The 17670-nt window shown below is 64.0% G+C and carries 16 protein-coding genes and 2 tRNA genes; 4 read left to right on the top strand and 14 right to left on the bottom strand.

Annotated features, from left to right (window positions below; all coding sequences use genetic code 11):
• Positions 1-78: 78 nt before the first annotated feature.
• From adk to ampD, 4 genes are all read right to left on the bottom strand, one after another.
• Positions 79-735, bottom strand: coding sequence for an adenylate kinase (gene adk / locus HNO52_RS04215; protein WP_197567969.1), 657 nt, complete (start codon positions 733-735; stop codon positions 79-81).
• A gap of 236 nt (positions 736-971) precedes the next feature.
• Positions 972-2978, bottom strand: a complete 2007-nt coding sequence (gene aceF, locus HNO52_RS04210) for a pyruvate dehydrogenase complex dihydrolipoyllysine-residue acetyltransferase (RefSeq protein ID WP_197567968.1) — start codon at positions 2976-2978, stop codon at positions 972-974.
• A 61-nt stretch (positions 2979-3039) separates the two neighbouring features.
• On the bottom strand, positions 3040-5712 hold the full coding sequence (gene aceE, locus HNO52_RS04205; RefSeq protein WP_197567967.1) for a pyruvate dehydrogenase (acetyl-transferring), homodimeric type: 2673 nt from the start codon (positions 5710-5712) through the stop codon (positions 3040-3042).
• 323 nt (positions 5713-6035) lie between these two features.
• Complete coding sequence (ampD, locus tag HNO52_RS04200; RefSeq protein WP_197567966.1) at positions 6036-6605, bottom strand: 1,6-anhydro-N-acetylmuramyl-L-alanine amidase AmpD; 570 nt, start codon at positions 6603-6605, stop codon at positions 6036-6038.
• A 78-nt stretch (positions 6606-6683) separates the two neighbouring features.
• Between ampD and nadC the strand changes: the two genes are divergently transcribed.
• Positions 6684-7538: a carboxylating nicotinate-nucleotide diphosphorylase gene (gene nadC / locus HNO52_RS04195; protein ID WP_197567965.1), complete on the top strand. Its 855-nt coding sequence runs from the start codon at positions 6684-6686 to the stop codon at positions 7536-7538.
• A 1-nt stretch (position 7539) separates the two neighbouring features.
• Here nadC and HNO52_RS04190 read toward each other — a convergent pair whose 3' ends face one another.
• Positions 7540-8061, bottom strand: a complete 522-nt coding sequence (locus tag HNO52_RS04190; protein ID WP_232090552.1) for a GNAT family N-acetyltransferase — start codon at positions 8059-8061, stop codon at positions 7540-7542.
• A gap of 103 nt (positions 8062-8164) precedes the next feature.
• Between HNO52_RS04190 and tsaA the strand changes: the two genes are divergently transcribed.
• Positions 8165-8890: a tRNA (N6-threonylcarbamoyladenosine(37)-N6)-methyltransferase TrmO gene (tsaA, locus tag HNO52_RS04185; protein WP_232090550.1), complete on the top strand. Its 726-nt coding sequence runs from the start codon at positions 8165-8167 to the stop codon at positions 8888-8890.
• A 63-nt stretch (positions 8891-8953) separates the two neighbouring features.
• Here tsaA and purC read toward each other — a convergent pair whose 3' ends face one another.
• The 4 genes from purC to dapA are packed head-to-tail and all read right to left on the bottom strand — an operon-like array spanning position 8954 to position 12426.
• Positions 8954-9667 carry a phosphoribosylaminoimidazolesuccinocarboxamide synthase gene (purC, locus tag HNO52_RS04180; protein ID WP_197567963.1) on the bottom strand — a complete coding sequence of 238 codons (714 nt, stop codon included), beginning with the start codon at positions 9665-9667 and terminating at the stop codon, positions 8954-8956.
• Between the two features lie 44 nt (positions 9668-9711).
• Positions 9712-10518, bottom strand: coding sequence for an MBL fold metallo-hydrolase (locus HNO52_RS04175; RefSeq protein WP_232090548.1), 807 nt, complete (start codon positions 10516-10518; stop codon positions 9712-9714).
• Positions 10518-11489, bottom strand: coding sequence for a lipoprotein, NlpB (locus HNO52_RS04170; RefSeq protein ID WP_232090546.1), 972 nt, complete (start codon positions 11487-11489; stop codon positions 10518-10520). Before HNO52_RS04170 ends, HNO52_RS04175 begins: the two co-directional genes overlap by 1 nt.
• A gap of 52 nt (positions 11490-11541) precedes the next feature.
• A complete protein-coding gene (gene dapA / locus HNO52_RS04165) occupies positions 11542-12426 on the bottom strand; it encodes a 4-hydroxy-tetrahydrodipicolinate synthase (protein ID WP_197567962.1) in 885 nt (294 codons plus the stop codon).
• A 176-nt stretch (positions 12427-12602) separates the two neighbouring features.
• Between dapA and HNO52_RS04160 the strand changes: the two genes are divergently transcribed.
• Entirely contained in the window at positions 12603-13079 is a 477-nt protein-coding gene (locus tag HNO52_RS04160) for a peroxiredoxin (protein WP_197567961.1), read from the top strand.
• Positions 13080-13126: 47 nt separating this feature from the next.
• On the opposite strand, the gene HNO52_RS04155 is transcribed toward HNO52_RS04160, so the two are convergent.
• Both HNO52_RS04155 and HNO52_RS04150 read right to left on the bottom strand, forming a co-directional pair.
• Positions 13127-14236: an AI-2E family transporter gene (locus HNO52_RS04155; protein ID WP_197567960.1), complete on the bottom strand. Its 1110-nt coding sequence runs from the start codon at positions 14234-14236 to the stop codon at positions 13127-13129.
• Positions 14233-14481 carry a sulfurtransferase TusA family protein gene (locus HNO52_RS04150; RefSeq protein ID WP_197567959.1) on the bottom strand — a complete coding sequence of 83 codons (249 nt, stop codon included), beginning with the start codon at positions 14479-14481 and terminating at the stop codon, positions 14233-14235. The genes HNO52_RS04155 and HNO52_RS04150 overlap by 4 nt, the downstream gene beginning before the upstream one ends.
• Before the next feature lie 148 nt (positions 14482-14629).
• Between HNO52_RS04150 and HNO52_RS04145 the strand changes: the two genes are divergently transcribed.
• Positions 14630-16078 (top strand): M48 family metalloprotease, encoded by a 1449-nt coding sequence (locus tag HNO52_RS04145; RefSeq protein ID WP_197567958.1) that lies wholly within the window; start codon positions 14630-14632, stop codon positions 16076-16078.
• Positions 16079-16099: 21 nt separating this feature from the next.
• Here the strand turns inward: HNO52_RS04145 and nadA are convergent, their stop codons facing one another.
• The 3 genes from nadA to HNO52_RS04130 all read right to left on the bottom strand — a co-directional run bounded on the left by nadA (position 16100) and on the right by HNO52_RS04130 (position 17579).
• Positions 16100-17128, bottom strand: coding sequence for a quinolinate synthase NadA (gene nadA, locus HNO52_RS04140; protein ID WP_442907106.1), 1029 nt, complete (start codon positions 17126-17128; stop codon positions 16100-16102).
• Positions 17129-17396: 268 nt separating this feature from the next.
• Positions 17397-17472 (bottom strand) — tRNA-Lys (locus tag HNO52_RS04135).
• Positions 17473-17503: 31 nt separating this feature from the next.
• Positions 17504-17579: transfer RNA gene (locus HNO52_RS04130), tRNA-Lys, on the bottom strand.
• Between the last annotated feature and the right edge of the window lie 91 nt (positions 17580-17670).

Raw genomic sequence — 17670 nt, 5'->3', positions numbered from 1 at the left:
AGCGGTGCAGGACGATGGCCCCTAACGAGACTGGCCCGCCAGGGCGGGCCAGTGCACAACGCACGCGAGCGAAGGGAGTTAAGCGTCCAACGCCTCAGTCACTTTGCGCGTGATCTCGTCGACGCTGCCGATCCCTTCCACGCGATGATAGGCGGGTGCCGCTTGCGGCTCCTCCTCGGCCCACTGCTGGTAGTAGTCGACCAGCGGTGCGGTCTGCTCGTGGTAAACCGCCAGACGGTTGCGCACGGTGGACTCGCGATCGTCGTCGCGCTGAATCAGCGGCTCGCCGGTCACGTCGTCCTTGCCTTCCTGCTTCGGCGGGTTGTACTCGATGTGATAGACCCGACCGGAGTCCGGGTGCACGCGACGGCCCGCCAGTCGCTTGACGATCTCCTCGTCGGCCACGGCGATCTCGAGCACGTGATCGATCTTGACCCCGGCCTCCTTCATGGCATCGGCCTGGGGAATCGTGCGCGGAAAGCCGTCGAACAGGAAACCATTCTCGCAGTCGGGCTGAGCGATGCGCTCCTTGACCAGCGAGATGATGAGATCGTCGGACACCAGGCCACCGCTGGTCATGATCTCCTTGACCTTAAGCCCCAGCTCACTGCCCTCCTTGACCGCCGCGCGCAACATGTCGCCGGTGGAGATCTGCGGAATCTTGTAGCGTTCGCAGATGAACTGGGCCTGGGTACCTTTGCCGGCACCCGGCGCGCCCAACAGAATCAAACGCATCTAGCTGCTCCTTGAGAGAGTGGAAATTCTTGTGAGTAAACGGAATGTCATGAACGATAACCGCGGTGGCAACGGTAGACAACCACAGCCTGCCTAAAAGCCCTGCACAGCGGTCCAAAGCTGCTGCGTTTTCAGCCTATTAAGGCCAGGTTGCACTTTGGTATCCCACCCTGAAACGAGGCCCGAAACAGCGACGGCGCCCCGCAGGGCGCCGTCGAAGCCACTTCAGTCCTCGATCACATCAGCATGCGCCGGATATCGCTGAGCGCCGCCGCCAGGAAGGCGGTGAAGCGTGCAGCGTCGGCACCGTTGACGGCCCGGTGGTCGTAGGAGAGGGACAGCGGCATCATCAGCCGCGGCTCGAAGTCGGAGCCGTTCCATACCGGCTTCATCTGCGCCTTGGAGATGCCGAGGATGGCGACCTCCGGGGCGTTGACGATCGGCGTGAAGGCGGTGCCACCGATGGAGCCCAGGCTGGAGATGGTGAAACAGCCGCCGGTCATCTCCTCGCGCTTGAGCTTCTTCGACTGTGCCTTGCCGGCCAGCTCCACGCTCTCCTTGGCCAGCTCGATCAGCGACTTCTTGTCGGCATCGCGGATCACCGGCACCATCAACCCGTCGGGAGTGTCGACCGCGACGCCGATGTGGACGTACTTCTTCCACACCAACGTCTCGCCGTCGCTCTTCAGGCTGACGTTGAACTGCGGGAACTTGCGCAGAGCGAAAGCGCACGCCTTGATCATGAACGGCAACGGCGTGAGCTTGGCACCCTGGGCCTCGGCTTCCGCCTTCATCGACTTGCGGAAGGCCTCCAGCTCGGTGATGTCCGCCTCGTCGAACTGGGTGACGTGGGGTACGTTGAGCCAGCTGCGATGCAGGTTGGTGGCACCCATCTTGAGCAGGCGGCCCATCGGCTTCTCTTCGATCTCACCGAACTGGCTGAAGTCCTGATCCGGCACCGGCGGTATACCCGCGCCCCCGGTCGCCGCTGGCGCAGCGGCAGGCGCCTTGGCCTGGCCCGCCATCACCTGCTTGACGTAGGCGTGGACGTCCTCCTTCAGCACCCGCTCCTTGGGTCCGCTCGGCTTGACCAGCCCCAGGTCGACGCCCAGTTCGCGGGCCAGCATGCGCACCGCGGGACCGGCGTGGACCAGCTTGCCGTCGCGCGGCTTGTGAGCTGCCATCTGCGCCTCGGGGCTCGGCGTGCCGGCCGGTGTCGGCTTGGCCTGGGTGGGCGAGGCCGGCTTTTCGCTCGGCTCGCTCGGCGCCTTGCTGGCCTTGGGCGTGGCCGCCCGCGGCTTGGCCCCTGCCACCTCGATATAGCCGATCAGGTCACCCTCGGAGACGGTGTCACCCTCCTTGACGGTGAGCTCGATCAGCTTGCCCTTGTAGGGGCTCGGCACGTCCATGGAGGCCTTGTCGGACTCCAGCGTGATCAGCGGATCCTCCTCATCGACCTCGTCGCCAGCACTGACGGCGATCTCGATGACCGGCACGTCGCTCGAGCCGGAGAGGTCCGGCACGCGGATCTCCTTGCGCTCGGGCTCGCCGCTCGTCGCCTCTTCCTCGGCCGGGGCCTCGGCCTGTTCGGCGGGCTCATCGGTGGTTTCGACCGCCTCGGGCTCGGCCTCATCGGCCTCGCCGTCGCCAGCGATCTCCATGGTACCGATCACGTCGCCCTCGGAGACGGTATCGCCCTCCTTGACGGTGAAAGACACCAGCTTGCCGGTGTAGGGGCTGGGCACGTCCATGGAGGCCTTGTCGGACTCCAGCGTGATCAGCGGATCCTCCTCGCTCACCTCGTCGCCTTCGGAGACGGCGACTTCGATCACCTCGACGTTCTCCGAGCCACCCAGATCGGGCACCTTGATCTCGACGGTGCGCTTGCCGCCGCCGGAGGATTTCTTCGCCGCCGGCTTCTCTTCGGCGGCCGGGGATTCCTTGGGCGCCTCTTCTCGCTTGGCCTCGGCCTTCTCGCCGCTGCCGGCGTCATCGCTACCGCCACCCTCTACCTCGAGTTCGACGATGTCGTCGCCCTCGGAGACGGTATCGCCCTCCTTCACCAGTACGCGAACGACCTTACCGCCCTTGGGCGAGGGTACGTCCATGCTGGCCTTGTCGGACTCCAGCGTGATCAGGGTGTCCTCGGGCTGGATGACGTCCCCTTCGGATACGGCGATTTCGATGATCTCGACGTCTTCGCTGCCGCCGATGTCTGGAACTTTTATGATTTCGCTACTCAAGGTCGCGCTCCTTCCAAATCGTGCCTGGAACAGGCGGGCTCATGCCCGCCTTGCCACCGGATCAGCTCGTCAGCGGGTTGGGCTTGCTGGGATCGATGCCGTATTTCTTGATCGCCTCGGCGACGACCTTGCGATCCAGCTCGCCACGGTCGGCCAACGCCTTGAGCGAGGCCACGGTCACGAAGTAGCGATCGACCTCGAAGAAGTGACGCAGCTTCTCGCGGGTATCGGAACGACCATAGCCGTCGGTTCCCAGTACATGGTAGTCGTTCGGCACCCAGGCACGAACCTGGTCGGCAAAAAGGCGCATGTAGTCGGTGGAGCCAATGACCGGCCCCTTGCGACCTTCCAGGCAGCGTGTGACGTGAGGTTTGATCGGCTCGTCGGCGGCACTGATGAATGCCTCACGCTCGAGCAGCAGCGCCTCGCGGCGCAGCTCGTTGAAGCTGGTCACGCTCCACACGTCGGATGCCACGCCCCACTCGTCGGCCAGCATCCGGGCCGCCGCTTCCACCTCGCGCAGGATGGTGCCGGAACCGAGCAGCTGCACATGGCCCTTGTCGCCCTGATGCTCGCGCAGCAGGTACATGCCCTTGATGATGTCTTCGGCAGGCACGTTCTCGAGTTCGGGATGCTCGTAGTTCTCGTTCATCACCGTCAGGTAGTAGAAGCAGTTCTCCTTGTCGGCGAACATGCGCTTCAGGCCGTCCTGAACGATCACCGAGACCTCATGGGCATAAGTCGGGTCGTAGCTGCGGCAGTTGGGGATCATTGCCGCCTGCAGGTGGCTGTGACCATCCTGGTGCTGGAGGCCTTCGCCGTTCAGCGTGGTGCGTCCGGCGGTGCCACCGACCAGGAAGCCCCGCGCCTGCAGGTCGCCGGCGGCCCAGGCCAGGTCGCCGATGCGCTGGAAGCCGAACATCGAGTAGTAGATGTAGAACGGCAGCAGCGGCAGGTTGTGGTTGCTGTAGGAGGTCGCCGCGGCGATCCACGCCGACATCGCGCCGGCCTCGGTGATGCCCTCCTCGAGGATCTGACCCTTCTTGTCCTCGCGGTAGAACATGATCTGGCCCTTGTCGACGGGCTCGTATTTCTGGCCTTCGGAGGTATAGATGCCGAGCTGGCGGAACATGCCCTCCATGCCGAAGGTACGCGCCTCGTCGGGGACGATCGGTACCACCTGCTGGCCGATCTTTTTGTCCTTCACCAGGCCGTTGAGAATGCGCACGAAGGCCATGGTCGTGGAGATCTCACGTCCCTTGGAGCCTGCCAGTTGGGTGGCAAAGGTCTTGTCTTCGAGAGTGGGGATCGTCAACGCCTGGAAGTCGCTGCGCCGCTGCGGCAGGTAACCACCCAGGCGCTCACGCTGGAGGTGCATGTACTTGAGCTCGGGCGAGTCGTCCTCCGGCTTGTAGTACGGCACCTCCTTGAGCTGTTCATCGGTCAGCGGAATGCCGAAGCGGTCGCGGAACTTGCGCAGCGCTTCGTATTCCATGGTCTTGACCTGGTGGGCTTCCATGGAAGCCTCGCCCTCGCCGCTGCCCATGCCGTAGCCCTTGACGGTATGCGCCAGGATCACAGTGGGACGGCCGTTGGCACTGTTGACCGCCTCATGGTAGGCCGCGTAGACCTTGAACGGATCGTGACCGCCACGATTGAGCCGCCAGATGTCCTCGTCGGACAGGTCCTTGACCATCTCGGCGGTTTCCGGATACTTGCCGAAGAAGTGCTCGCGGGTGTAACCGCCATCGATGGCCTTGTAGTTCTGGTACTCGCCGTCGACCGCCTCGTCCATGCGTTTCTGCAGGACGCCCTTCTTGTCCTTCTCGAACAGCGGGTCCCACAGCCGGCCCCAGACCACCTTGAGCACGTTCCAGCCGGCACCGCGGAAGACGCCCTCGAGCTCGTCGATGATGCGACCGTTGCCGCGCACCGGGCCATCCAGGCGCTGCAGGTTGCAGTTGACGACGAAGATCAGGTTGTCGAGCTTCTCGCGGCTGGCCAGGTGGATGGCACCCAGCGATTCCGGCTCGTCGCACTCGCCGTCGCCCATGAAGCACCAGATCTTGCGATCATGCATTTCCCGGAGCTCGCGCGAATCGAGGTACTTCATCACGTGAGCCTGGTAGATCGCCTGGATCGGACCGAGGCCCATGGAGACGGTAGGGAACTGCCAGAAGTCCGGCATCAGCCAAGGGTGCGGATAGGACGATAGGCCATCGCCGTCGACTTCCTGGCGATACTTGTCCATCTGCGCCTCAGTGAGGCGTCCTTCCAGGTAGGCGCGGGCATACACACCCGGTGCCACGTGGCCCTGGATGTAGACCAGGTCGCCCTCGAAATCGCCGTTGGGCGCACGGAAGAAATGGTTGAAGCCGACGTCGTAGAGCGTGGCGGCGGACATGAAGCTGGCGATATGCCCACCCAGGCCTGGGTTGGCGCGATTGTTGCGGATGACCTGGGCGATGGCGTTGTAGCGGATCAGCGAGCGGATGCGCCGCTCCATGAACAAATCACCCGGCATCGGCGCTTCGCGGTGCACCGGGATGGTGTTGCGATGCGGCGTGGTCACCGAGAAGGGTGCCTGCATGCCGTCACGACGCAGCCGGTCGGCCAGGCGTGTCAGCAGGTACCGGGCGCGTTCCTCGCCCTCACGATCCAGGACCGACTCCAGGGAATCCAGCCATTCCGTGGTTTCGACCGGATCGAAATCTTCTCTTGCCTCCAGACTCATAGACGTCTCTCCGAGTGACAATGTGATGTCAGATCGCCCCCTGCGTTTGGACGCTGGGACGGGTCAATGCTACTGACGATCAGGGGAATGTCAGGCCGCGACGCGGCTGTTGTAGTCATTTTACAGAAGCGCATACAACGAATGGCGTAGAACATACCGTAAAGTGGCCTCCCTGCCAATCACAGAGAAATGGAATTTTTTTCCATTCTAGCAATATTGCATTGCACACAAGATGTTACGACAACCATCTCGGCCTGGCCGCCACAGAACCCGAAATGTAATAAAACTACCGTATGATTACTTCCCCGCTGTTGGCATGCGCTTTATTTGCGTGGTCCCAACGCCTTGAGGCACTGGCGAAAATAGGCCCAGTCGAAGGCGGGGCCGGGATCGCTCTTGCGCAGAGGGGCCACCCTGGCGTGGCTGGTGATGCGCGCGGGATTCACTTCAGAGTAGCTCACCATCAGCGCCCTCATGGCCAGGGCCAAGGTCCGATATTGAGCATCACGATAGGCATGGATCTCATCGCCTTCCAGCTCGATACCGACAGTGAAATCGTTCAGCGCACGACGTGGGCGCCCCCCTTCGATCCAGCACGAGCGCCCTGCGTGCCAGGCACGGCGGTCGAAAGGTACGAACTGCACGCACTCGCCATCGCGGCGAATCAGCAGATGCGCCGAGACCCGCAGCTGAGCGATGCCGGGAAAGAAGGGATGAACTGCAGCCTCCAGCGAATTGGTGAACAGCCGCTCGATATGTTCGCCGCCGAACTCGCCTGGAGGCAGGCTGATCGAATGCAGCACTACCGCCGAGATCTCGCCCTGTGGACGGGCGTCCTGGTTGGGCGACGGCACGCGCCTTACGCCTTCCAGCCAGCCTTCCTCGATTCTCATCTCGATCCCCTGACGTCCTGGAGCTGGATTCCTCTATAATGACGGTCCCGACGCTCCATGAACATGAAAAGGCCCGCCATGCATTATCAGGACGCCCTTGCCGAAGCGATCCGTGAAGCCTCCGCCCACCTGCTGGCCGAGGATGTCGGCCCTGGCGACATCACCGCGCAGCTGATTCCCGAGTCGCAGTGGGCCACGGCCCAGGTCATCACCCGCGAACCGGCGGTGCTGTGCGGCATGGCCTGGGTGGGAGAGATCTACCGTCGCCTCGACCCCAGCATCCACTTGCGCTGGAGCGCCGCTGACGGCGACCGACTGGAGGCAGGCCAGTGCTTCCTAGAGATCGAAGGCCCTGCCCGCCGCCTGCTGACCGGAGAGCGCGCCGCCCTCAACCTGCTGCAGACGCTATCCGCCACCGCCACTCGCACGCGCCACTACGTCGATCTTATCGCAGGCACCGGCGTGCGCCTGCTCGATACCCGCAAGACCCTGCCTGGCCTGCGCCTGGCACAGAAGTATGCGGTGTCCTGCGGTGGCGGACACAACCACCGCATCGGTCTGTACGACGCCTTCCTGATCAAGGAGAACCACATCGCCGCCTGCGGCAGCATCGCGGCCGCAGTCAAGGAGGCGCGCAGCATTGCGCGTGACTTGCCGGTGGAAGTGGAGGTGGAGAATTTCGCCGAACTCGACCAAGCCTTGGCGGCCGGCGCCGACATCGTCATGCTGGACAACTTCACGCTCGACGACATGCGTGAGGCGGTGAAACGCAATGCCGGCCGAGCCACGCTGGAGGCCTCCGGTAACGTCGACGAGAGCACGCTGCGCCAGATCGCCGAGACCGGCGTCGATTGCATCTCCTGCGGCGCCCTGACCAAGGACGTCAAGGCGATAGATCTGTCGATGCGCATCACCCAACTACGCGACGCCTGAATCAGGTTTCGACAGCGGAGAGGCGCCTCTCCAGCCGCCGCCTCTCGAGTCGTGCGCCATTCCTCGTCACCCATTCCGTGCCGAGGTCTCGCCAGCCGCGGCGCAGCAGGCTCTCGGCCAGCATGCGGCTGGCATCGATAGTGGCATGCCCGCAACCGTGCTCGAGCAGCATGCGCTCGGCGTGCACCAGCAGGGTCGAGCCAATGCCGCGCCGTGCCAGTGAAGGCCATACGTAGAGGGTGTGGATGTGCCCCTTGGGGATGTCCAGCTCCAGAAACCCTACGCAGCGCCCGTCGCAGGTAGCCATCAGGGTCGTGTAGAGCGCCTGACGTGCAACCCAAGCACTGGCCTCCCTCGGCATCGTCGCGGCCCAGGCCGCACGCTGCTCCACGCTGTAATGAGCGGCAGCGCCCTGCATCACGGCGTGATGGAAGACCTCGGCCTGGTCGGCACCGTCACGCGCCTTGGCCTGACGATAGAGAATCCGCAGCGAACCACCCCTCGGGGAGGGCGCATCGTTCATCGTCGTCGTTTCCATCTTACCTGCCCCTGTCTCGCGTGCCTGTCTCGCCGTGCAGGGTACACAAGCTCGCCGCTGCGGCCAATGGCAGGCATAATGCAACGCCATGACCAACCCAACGCCTCCTGCCGCCGGTCTCACGATGCAACCCATCGGGCACATCGAGAGCGACTTCCCCGACAAGTTCGGCGTACCGCGCCAGCCCGGCCTGGCATCGGTTGCACACGCTGAGCTGATTCTCACCACGCCCTACGACGACCCCTTGACGGTGCGCGGCCTCGAGGCCTTCAGTCACCTGTGGCTGACCTTCGTCTTCCATCACAGTCCCGAGCGCTGGACGCCACTCGTTCGCCCGCCGCGGCTCGGCGGCAATGCCAAGGTCGGCGTCTTCGCCAGCCGCAGCACCCATCGCCCCAACCGGCTGGGGCTGTCACTGGTGGAACTGCTCGCGATCGATACCGGCCATGGGGTACGCCTGGTGCTGGGCGGCTGCGACCTGGTAAGCGGCACGCCGGTGCTCGACATCAAGCCCTACCTGCCTTGGGTGGAGGCGCGCCCCGATGCACGCGCCGGCTACGCACCGGCGGCACCATCGTTGCTGGAGGTACGCTTCAGCGATGCGGCCGAATCGACGCTGGCCACGCGTCCCGACGGTTCTTCACTGCGCGAACTGATTCGCCAAGTGCTGGCCCAGGATCCTCGCCCCGCCTATCGCAAAGGAGCTGAGGAGAGGCTCTATGGCGTGCGCTTGCGCGATGTGGACGTGCGCTTTCGCGCCCTCGAGGAAGCCCAGGCAACGCTGGTGGAAGTGGTGGAAATCGTCCCGAGCTGAAACGCTGACGCCCTCACAAGGAGGGCGCCAGGCAGATCGATGACGGAGAGGCTCGGTGCTTGCTCAGGCGAACTCGACACCGATGCGCCGACCCACTTCCTCGTAGGCCTCGATCACCCCACCCAGGCCTTGGCGGAAGCGATCCTTGTCCATCTTGTTGCGCGTCTCGGCATCCCACAGACGACAGCCATCCGGCGAGAATTCGTCACCCAGCACGATCCGGCCCTTGAACAGGCCGAATTCCAGCTTGTAATCCACCAGCAGCAGCCCGCCGTCGGCGAACAGCTGCTTGAGCACGTCATTGACCCTGAAGGTCAGCGCCTTCATCTCGGCGAGCTGCTCGGGCGTAGCCCAGCCGAAGGTCTCGGCGAGCGACTCGTTGATCATGGGGTCGTGCAACGCATCGTTCTTGAGGAACAATTCGAAGGTGGGCGGGGTGAGCTCACTGCCCTCCTCCACGCCGAGACGCTTGACCAAGCCACCGGCGGCGATGTTCCGCACTACGCACTCCAGCGGGATCATCTCGAGCTTCTTGACCAGGCTCTCGGTATCGGAAAGGCGCTTTTCGAAGTGGGTGGGAATGCCCGCTGCTGTCAGTTTCTCCATGATGAAGGCGTTGAAGCGGTTGTTGACCATGCCCTTGCGAGCCAGCGATTCCATGCGCTCGCCGTCGAAGGCACTGGTATCGTCACGGAAATGAAGGACGAGCAGGTCGGGATCGTCGGTGGCATATACCGATTTGGCCTTGCCGGCGTAGAGTTCTTGGCGCTTTTCCATGAGGATCTCCAGAAGGAATGAAGGCATGACCAGAGGATGGCAATTCAGGTGATCGCCTGCCAATCCAGCCCGCTGTCCTGGGCGGCGATCGTCAGGCGTGAGCCGTCGCCGTCGAGCAGCGGCGTCAGGGTATCGAGGACGAGCTCGGGGCAATTGTTGTGCTCGGAAAGATGCGAGCAGACGATGCGCTGCAGGCGATCGAGGCCCAGGCGCTGGAGCAGCGCCGCCGCCTGGACGTTGGCCAGGTGCCCCCAATTGCCGCCGACCCTGCGCTTGAGCCGCGGTGGGTAGGGTCCGACCTCGAGCATGTAACGATCGTGGTTGCACTCGAGGATCAGCGCATCGCAGCCGCTGAAGGCTTCGACGACATGATCGGTGGGCTGCCCCAGGTCGGTCAGCACGCCAAGATGACGGCCGTGCGACTCGAAGCGGAACTGGACCGGTTCACGGGCGTCGTGGGGCACCGTGAACGGATCGATCACGAGGCTCTTGACCGCGAAGCGCGATTGCGGCGTGATCCAATGTCGGCAGGGCACCTCGCCCAGACGTCCCGAAAGCCATGTGCCCGGGGTGATGTAGACCGGCACGGCGTAGCGCCGCGCTAGAGGGCCGACACCGCGCAAGTGATCGCCATGCTCGTGGGTCACCAGTACGGCATCGAGCTGGCGCGGATGCAGACCGAGACGCGCCAGGCGTCGCTCGGTCTCGCGCAGGCCGAAACCGCAGTCGACCAGCACCATGGTCTCTTCGTCGCTGACCAGGGTGGCGTTGCCCTTGCTGCCGCTGCCGAGCGAGGCGAAGCGAAGCTTGCCCATAACCGGCAACGGCTCGTTGACCTGCCCCAGCTGCATCAGCGCAGCAGGCCCGACACCCGCTCGAGCAATTCGCGGGCGTCCCCTTCGGTGAAGCGCCGCTCGCTCTCGTTGACGGCACGCAGCGTGGTGCGCTCGGGGCCATCGGACTCCAGCACCAGACGAATCTGCTGGGGCATCTGGCGCACGTCGGGGCTCAAGATGATCTGGAGCATGCCGCGGTCACGCTCGGAGGCGGTCATGTAGCTGACCAGGAAATCGTGCTGCTGCGGATTCTGCTCGAGCAGCTCGCGACGGTTCTCGACACTGAAGTCGGCTTCCAACTGGTGGTTCAGCTCGGCCCAGACGCGGTCGATGTCGAGCGGAATGCGTACCACCCACTCGCCGCTGTCGAGCTGCTCGAAGCGCAGGCGGTCCTCGCGTGACATCTGCTGCCCCGCCAGAGATGCGGCACTGGCACTCTCGCTGCGTGCACTGAAGTGCTGCTCCAGCGCATCGAGACAGGCCGCCACCGGGCGCCCGTTCTGGTCGCAGCGAACCTCGCTGTCCCCGGCGCGCAGCCCCTGGCTCACGCTCAGCCGACCCTGTGCCGTCTCCAGCACGCCTCGGGCGTCGTCGCTGGACTGGACCTGCAAGCCACGAGCACGGGCAAAATCCTGCAGCTGCGGCCACACCATGCCCGGGTCGGAGCCGACCACCAGCCAGCGATCAGTGCCGATCTCCCGCCGCTCGACGAAGTCCCGCTCCACCGCACCGCCCGATGCCAGGCGCTCCGGGCTGGGAGCACTGAAACCATCGTCGTCGGAGCGCAAGCTGCCTTGGGCCTCCGGCACCGGCATGGCGTCGCGATAACGCTGCTCGTTGCGCCCTTGCGGCAGGACCAGAGGCGCACTGCGCTGGGCCTTCACGTAATCGATGTTGCGGTCGTCATAGAAGCCTTCGCGGGCACAGCCAGCAGTGGCCAGGGCAGCGAGAGCCACCAGCGGCATCCATTTCAGCGCAGAATTCATGCGTTCACCTTGCAGTCAGATTATCGGGGCGGCGGGAGCTTTCCAGGCCGCCTCAATCGTCGATTACGCCAGCCAGTTGCAGGGCCTCATCCACCGTCGCATGGTACTTGCCGGACAGCCAGGTAAGCGGCAGACGAATGCCCTGCTCGATCATGCCCATGCGGTGCAGCGCCCACTTGACCGGAATCGGGTTGGATTCGATGCCCAGGTTGGTATGCAGCGGCATCAGCCGGGTGTTGATCTGGTGAGCGCGATCGGCATCACCGGCGACCGCAGCAACGCACAGCTCATGCATGGCCTTGGGCGCCACGTTGGCGGTAACCGAGATGTCGCCGTCGCCGCCCATCAACATGAATTCGCAGGCGGTACCGTCGTCACCGGAGTAGAGCATGAAACCGCTGCCCTTGAGCCGCGCGATGAGGTCTTCGGCGCGCTCGAGATTGCCGGTGGCATCCTTGAGCCCGACGATATTGCCGACCTCGGCCAGGCGCAACACGGTCTCGTTGTAGAGATCGGAGCAGGTGCGGCCGGGCACGTTGTAGAGGATTACCGGGAGGCGGCTGCCCTCGGCGACCGCCTTGAAGTGGCGATAGAGCCCTTCCTGGGTCGGCTTGTTGTAGTAGGGACACACCGACAGGCAGTAATCAGCGCCCACTTCGCTGGCATAGCGCGCCAGCTCCACGGCTTCGGAAGTGGCATTGGCCCCGGTGCCGGCGATGACCGGAATGCGACCATCGACCTCTTCCACCACGGCGCGAATCACGTCGAAATGCTCGGCGAAGGACATGGTGGTGGGCTCACCGGTGGTGCCGGCGGCGACGATGCCGTCGGTACCGTTCTCCAAGTGGAAGTTCACCAAGCGGCGCAACGCCTCCCAGTCGATATCGCCATTGGCCTTCATCGGCGTCGCCAGGGCGACGATACTGCCAGTGATCATCCTCTCTTCCTCTGCAATAGCCGCTCATGCCGCACTCGGGTGTCGTATCGACCACGAGCAAAGGGTAAATGGTACTCAGGCGGCACAGGCCTGTACAGCACGGCCGACGCGCTCTTTGACAGCACCCGCCGGGCTGCGTGTAATAAAGCGCCGTACATCCCATCAAGGAGCCCTTCATGACGCTAGCCATCGGTCAATCCGTGCCTGATTTCAGCGCCACTGCCACCGGTGACACGACAGTCACACTTTCCGCACTCAAGGGTCGCCAGGTGGTGATCTACTTCTACCCCAAGGCCAGCACCCCCGGCTGCACCACCGAAGGTGGCGACTTCCGCGACCGCAAGGCCGAGTTCGACGCGGCCAATACCGTCATCTTCGGCGCCTCGCGCGACGGCATTCGCGCGCAGGAGAACTTCAAGGCCAAGCAGGCGTTCAACTTCGAGCTGATTTCCGACAAGGACGAGGAAATCTGCCAGCTGTTCGACGTCATCCAGCTAAAGAAGTTGTATGGCAAGGAGCATCTCGGCATCGAACGCAGCACTTTCCTGATCGACGCCGAAGGCAAGCTTGCCCGCGAGTGGCGCGGCGTCAAGGTCAAGGGGCACGCCCAGGAGGTCCTCGAAGCTGCCCAGGCACTGCATACCGCCAACTGATCGCAGCCAAGATCAGCGCCCCGACCGGCACCCGGCCGGGACGCCCTTCACTCCTCGATCTGGTGCTCCAGCTCGACGGGCTGGAGCGAGTCGTGGTACTGCCTGATCCCCCTCGGCCAGGCATAGACCAGCGCCTTGAGCAGGGTGGCCAGGGGAATGGCGAAGAAGATGCCCCAGAATCCCCAGACTCCACCGAAGAACAGTACCGCCACGATGATCGACACCGGATGCAGGTTGACCGCCTCGGAGAACAGGATCGGCACCAGCACGTTGCCATCCAGTGCCTGGATCACACCATAGGCGAACAGCACGTAGAGGAACTGGTCGCTCATGCCGAAGTGAAAGCCCGCCACGGCGGCCACCGGCAGGGTCGCCACGGCAGCACCGATGTAGGGTACCAGTACCGAACAGCCCACCAGCACCGCCAGCAGCGCCGAATAAGGCAAGCCGAAAAAGGCGAAGGTGAAGAACGACACGGTGCCGACGATAATGATTTCGATGAATTTGCCGCGCACGTAGTTGGCGATCTGAGCATCCATTTCCTGCCAGATGCGCGTCATCAGCGAGCGCTGCTGGGGCAGCAGCGACAGACAAAAATTCACCAACTGATCGCGATCCTTGAGCAGGAAGAAGACCAGGATCGGCACCAGCACCAGATAGATGATCAGGGCCAGCAGGTTGCCAAGCGAAGCCAGCGACAGCGACAGCGCGCGCTGGCCGAATTGGGTCAGCTCGCGGCCGGCAACCGCGATCCATTCCTGCACCTGATCCGGCGTGACCAGATTGGGGTAACGCCCCTGGAGTTCATCCAGCCAGCGCTGACCGCTGGCGACGATGCGCGGCGTCTCCTGAACCAGGCTGACGAGCTGGTTCCATATCAACGGCATCAAAATGAAGGCCAGCGCCAGCAGCACGCCGATGAAGGCCAGGAAGATCAGCGTCACGGCCAGCAGGTGCGGCACGCCGCGTCGTGTCATGGCGTTGACGCCGCCCTGCAACAGGAAGGCGATCACCAGGGCGGTGAGGAACGGTGCCAGCATGCGGCCGAACAGGATCACCACGGCGAAGCCCAGTATCAGCAGCACCAGCAGGATCACCGCCTCCTCGTCGGAGAAGTAGTGCTCGACCCAGCCCTTGAACACCTCACGTAGGATCATGAGGTTGGCACCTCACCCTTGCGCAGCCAGTAATGATATATCTCGCCCCGCTCCTCCCGCTCGACTAACGCGTGAATACTGTTGTCGGCGAAGGTCTCGAAATCGCGCCAGGAGCCGGCATCGGTCGCCAGGACCTCGAGTACTTGGCCAGGCTTCAACCGAGCCAGCGCCTGCTTCGCCTTGAGCAGAGGCAGCGGGCAAGGCAGGCCGCAAGCATCGAGCACATCATCTGGTTGCACAGCCATGTCGTCTCCCGAAAAATGACTAACGCTCATACGCATCGGGCTACATGCCCTTGCAACAAAGCGCAAAACCCTTGAGATTTAAAGGCACTTTGCAGGCCGAATCAATGTCGGATAATGAACCGAACGCCGCTTCGAACGAGACTGGCACATGCTGCGCAAGACCCGAAACTGCCTGACCACCGCTGCCGTAGCGCTGACCTTGGGCCTGGCTGCCCCGGCCAGCGCTACGGAGGACTACGGACTGCCCAGCCTGACCGGCAGCAGCCAGGCCATCACCGGCGAGGAGTTCCGCCTGGGCCGCGCCTGGCTGCGCCAGTTTCGTGCTCGCACCCCCAGTTGGCAGGACCCTATCGCACAAGAGTATGTGGAATCGCTGGTGTCGCGCCTGCTGCCTCACAGCGGGCTTACCGATTCCAATACCGTCGTCACTCTGGTGGATAACCGAGCCCTCAATGCCTTCGCCGTGCCGGGAGGCGTCATCGGCGTCAACGCCGGCCTGTTCGCCTTCGCCAGTGAAGAGGATGCCGTCGCCTCGGTGCTGGCCCACGAACTGGGCCACCTCTCCCAGCGCCACTACTCACGCGGCCAGGCGCGTGCCGAGCAGACCCAGTTGCCGGCCATGGCGGCAATGCTGGCCGGAATGCTGATCGCCGCCAGCGGTGGCGGTGACGCCGGTATCGCTGCCGCCATGGGCTCTCAGGCCGCCTTCATTCAGGATCAGTTGGCCTACTCGCGGCGTTTCGAACAGGAGGCCGACCGCCTCGGCCTGCAGACCATGGTCCAGGCCGGCTTCGACCCCGACGCCATGGTCAGGATGTTCCGCGCCATGCAGCGCCAGGTGAGCCTCCAAGGCGGCAATCCACCGGAGTTCCTGCTCACCCACCCGCTGACTGAGTCGCGCATCAGTGATGCCGAGTCCCGTGCCTCTCAGCTCGAGCCAGCGCGCCCTCGCGAGGGTGACCCGATCTATCACCTGGTGCGCGCCCGGGCACTGCTGGCGGTGAATCAGCGCGACCCGCAGCAGGCGGCGACACGCCTGGCTCAGGATGACGCCCCGCCAGAGGCCAGGCGCTATCTCGACGCCCTGATTACCGCCCACCACGGCCAGACCGACAGCGCTCTCGGCCAGCTCGACAGTCTGGCCCGAGAACTCCCCGACCTGGCACTGCTGCCGGTCAGTGCCGCCGAGGTCGCCTTCAAGGCGGGCCGTTACGACGACGCCATCGAACGCAGCCGACGCCTGCTGCGCCTGATGCCGGGCCACATGCCGGCCACCCGCATCCTGGGCGAAGCGCTACTGCAGCGCGACCCCAACGAGGCTTACCGAGTCCTGCATGAGCTGTCGAACCGGCGCCCCGAGGACCCGCAGGTCTTCACCCTGCTCGCCGAAGCCGCCGGCCGTAGCGGTCGCGAGGCCTGGGGCCACCTGGCACGGGCCGAGCACATGCAGCTTACCGGTGAGATCGACCGCGCCATCCGCCAGCTCGACGTAGCCCGCCGAGTAGCGGAGCAGAGCGGCGCGACCAACGCCCTGGCGCGCATCGAGCAACGGCGGGAGGACTTCGTCGGCTATCGCGAGACAATGGAGAAGTTCTAGCTCGCCTCCGCCTGCTCGGCACTACCTCTGAAAGTTGAGCATGCGCTCCAGCGGTGTGAGGGCCTTCTGGCGCAGCTCGGCATCGACGAAGATCTCACCGCTGCCTTCGCGCAGGGCGCCGGCCAGGTTGTCCAGCGCATTCATCGCCATCCACGGGCAGTGGGCGCAGCTACGACAAGTGGCGCCGTTACCGGCGGTGGGGGCCTCGAACAGGGTCTTCTCCGGCACCATCTGCTGCATCTTGAAGAAGATGCCACGGTCGGTGGCGACGATCAGCTTGTCGTTCGGCAGCTCCTTGGCCGCCTTGATCAGCTGCGAAGTCGAGCCGGCCACATCGGCCAACGCCACGACTGAAGCAGGCGATTCGGGGTGCACCAGCACGGCGGCGTCGGGATAGACCCCCTTGAGGTCCTCGATGCCCTTGGCCTTGAACTCCTCGTGCACGATGCAGGCACCGTCCCAGAGCAGCATGTCGGCGCCGGTCTTCTGCTGGATATAGCCACCCAAGTGCTTGTCCGGGGCCCACAGGATCTTCTCGCCGCGCGCCTGCAGGTGCTCGATGACGTCCACCGCGATGGAGGATGTCACCACCCAGTCGGCGCGCGCCTTCACCGCCGCCGAAGTGTTGGCGTAGACCACCACGGTACGATCGGGGTGCTGGTCGCAGAAGGCGCTGAACTCATCTACCGGGCAGCCGATGTCGAGCGAGCAGGTAGCTTCCAGCGTCGGCATCAGCACGCGCTTCTCCGGGGACAGGATCTTGGCCGTCTCACCCATGAAGCGCACCCCGGCCACCACCAAGGTGTCGGCTTCGTGACGCGCGCCGAAGCGGGCCATTTCCAGCGAATCGGCAACGCACCCGCCGGTTTCTTCAGCCAGCTGCTGAATGGCATCGTCGGTGTAGTAATGAGCCACGAGCACCGCGTTGTGCAGCTCCAGCAGACGCTTTATCTCGTCGATGCGAGCCTCGTCCTCGGCCGGGATGCGGGTCGGGCAGTAAGCGCGAGCGAGGTGCTCACGCACCTCGATTCGGGAAGTCATGATCGTCATCGTGTCTACCACTGTGACTGGCAGGGGCTCCCCCTGCGTGTACCGGGTGCATCGCTGATCGTACGCTCCGTACGGGCGATACGCCTGGGGCTGATAACGGCGTCTCTCGCCACATCCGCCCATTGCGCTATCTTACACCACATCCCTGTGTTGCTGGCTAGTGCTTGGCCGCCTTGCCACTACATAACGACATGGAGGCACGTGCCGCCGTTTCAAGGTCGCCAACAGCAGAGCGCCCCCGCCTCGTGAGAGGCGGGGGCGCGATATCTGGTGGGTCGTGTAGGATTCGAACCTACGACCAATTGGTTAAAAGCCAACTGCTCTACCAACTGAGCTAACGACCCAGCACTTGCATACAAGCTTCCAGGCCCGGAATGGTGGGTCGTGTAGGATTCGAACCTACGACCAATTGGTTAAAAGCCAACTGCTCTACCAACTGAGCTAACGACCCTTCCGAACGGGGGCAGATATTACTGATCACACCCCCGCCTGGCAAGGACTTTTTTGACTTTAGGCGAGCATGCTCGCCCAGCTATTCGTCC

This window comes from Halomonas sp. MCCC 1A13316 (assembly GCF_014931605.1).
Lineage (GTDB): Bacteria > Pseudomonadota > Gammaproteobacteria > Pseudomonadales > Halomonadaceae > Halomonas.
This window is presented reverse-complemented; position numbering and strand designations above follow the sequence as displayed.

Bases quoted from the DNA above. Each gene is read 5' to 3' on its own strand.
- adk (WP_197567969.1), bottom strand. From the start codon at position 735: ATGCGTTTGATTCTGTTGGGCGCGCCGGGTGCCGGCAAAGGTACCCAG.
- aceE (WP_197567967.1), bottom strand. From the start codon at position 5,712: ATGAGTCTGGAGGCAAGAGAAGATTTCGATCCGGTCGAAACCACGGAA.
- ampD (WP_197567966.1), bottom strand. From the start codon at position 6,605: ATGAGAATCGAGGAAGGCTGGCTGGAAGGCGTAAGGCGCGTGCCGTCG.
- nadC (WP_197567965.1), top strand. From the start codon at position 6,684: ATGCATTATCAGGACGCCCTTGCCGAAGCGATCCGTGAAGCCTCCGCC.
- HNO52_RS04190 (WP_232090552.1), bottom strand. From the start codon at position 8,061: ATGAACGATGCGCCCTCCCCGAGGGGTGGTTCGCTGCGGATTCTCTAT.
- tsaA (WP_232090550.1), top strand. From the start codon at position 8,165: ATGACCAACCCAACGCCTCCTGCCGCCGGTCTCACGATGCAACCCATC.
- purC (WP_197567963.1), bottom strand. From the start codon at position 9,667: ATGGAAAAGCGCCAAGAACTCTACGCCGGCAAGGCCAAATCGGTATAT.
- HNO52_RS04175 (WP_232090548.1), bottom strand. From the start codon at position 10,518: ATGCAGCTGGGGCAGGTCAACGAGCCGTTGCCGGTTATGGGCAAGCTT.
- HNO52_RS04170 (WP_232090546.1), bottom strand. From the start codon at position 11,489: ATGAATTCTGCGCTGAAATGGATGCCGCTGGTGGCTCTCGCTGCCCTG.
- dapA (WP_197567962.1), bottom strand. From the start codon at position 12,426: ATGATCACTGGCAGTATCGTCGCCCTGGCGACGCCGATGAAGGCCAAT.
- HNO52_RS04160 (WP_197567961.1), top strand. From the start codon at position 12,603: ATGACGCTAGCCATCGGTCAATCCGTGCCTGATTTCAGCGCCACTGCC.
- HNO52_RS04155 (WP_197567960.1), bottom strand. From the start codon at position 14,236: ATGATCCTACGTGAGGTGTTCAAGGGCTGGGTCGAGCACTACTTCTCC.
- HNO52_RS04150 (WP_197567959.1), bottom strand. From the start codon at position 14,481: ATGGCTGTGCAACCAGATGATGTGCTCGATGCTTGCGGCCTGCCTTGC.
- HNO52_RS04145 (WP_197567958.1), top strand. From the start codon at position 14,630: ATGCTGCGCAAGACCCGAAACTGCCTGACCACCGCTGCCGTAGCGCTG.
- nadA (WP_442907106.1), bottom strand. From the start codon at position 17,128: ATGACGATCATGACTTCCCGAATCGAGGTGCGTGAGCACCTCGCTCGC.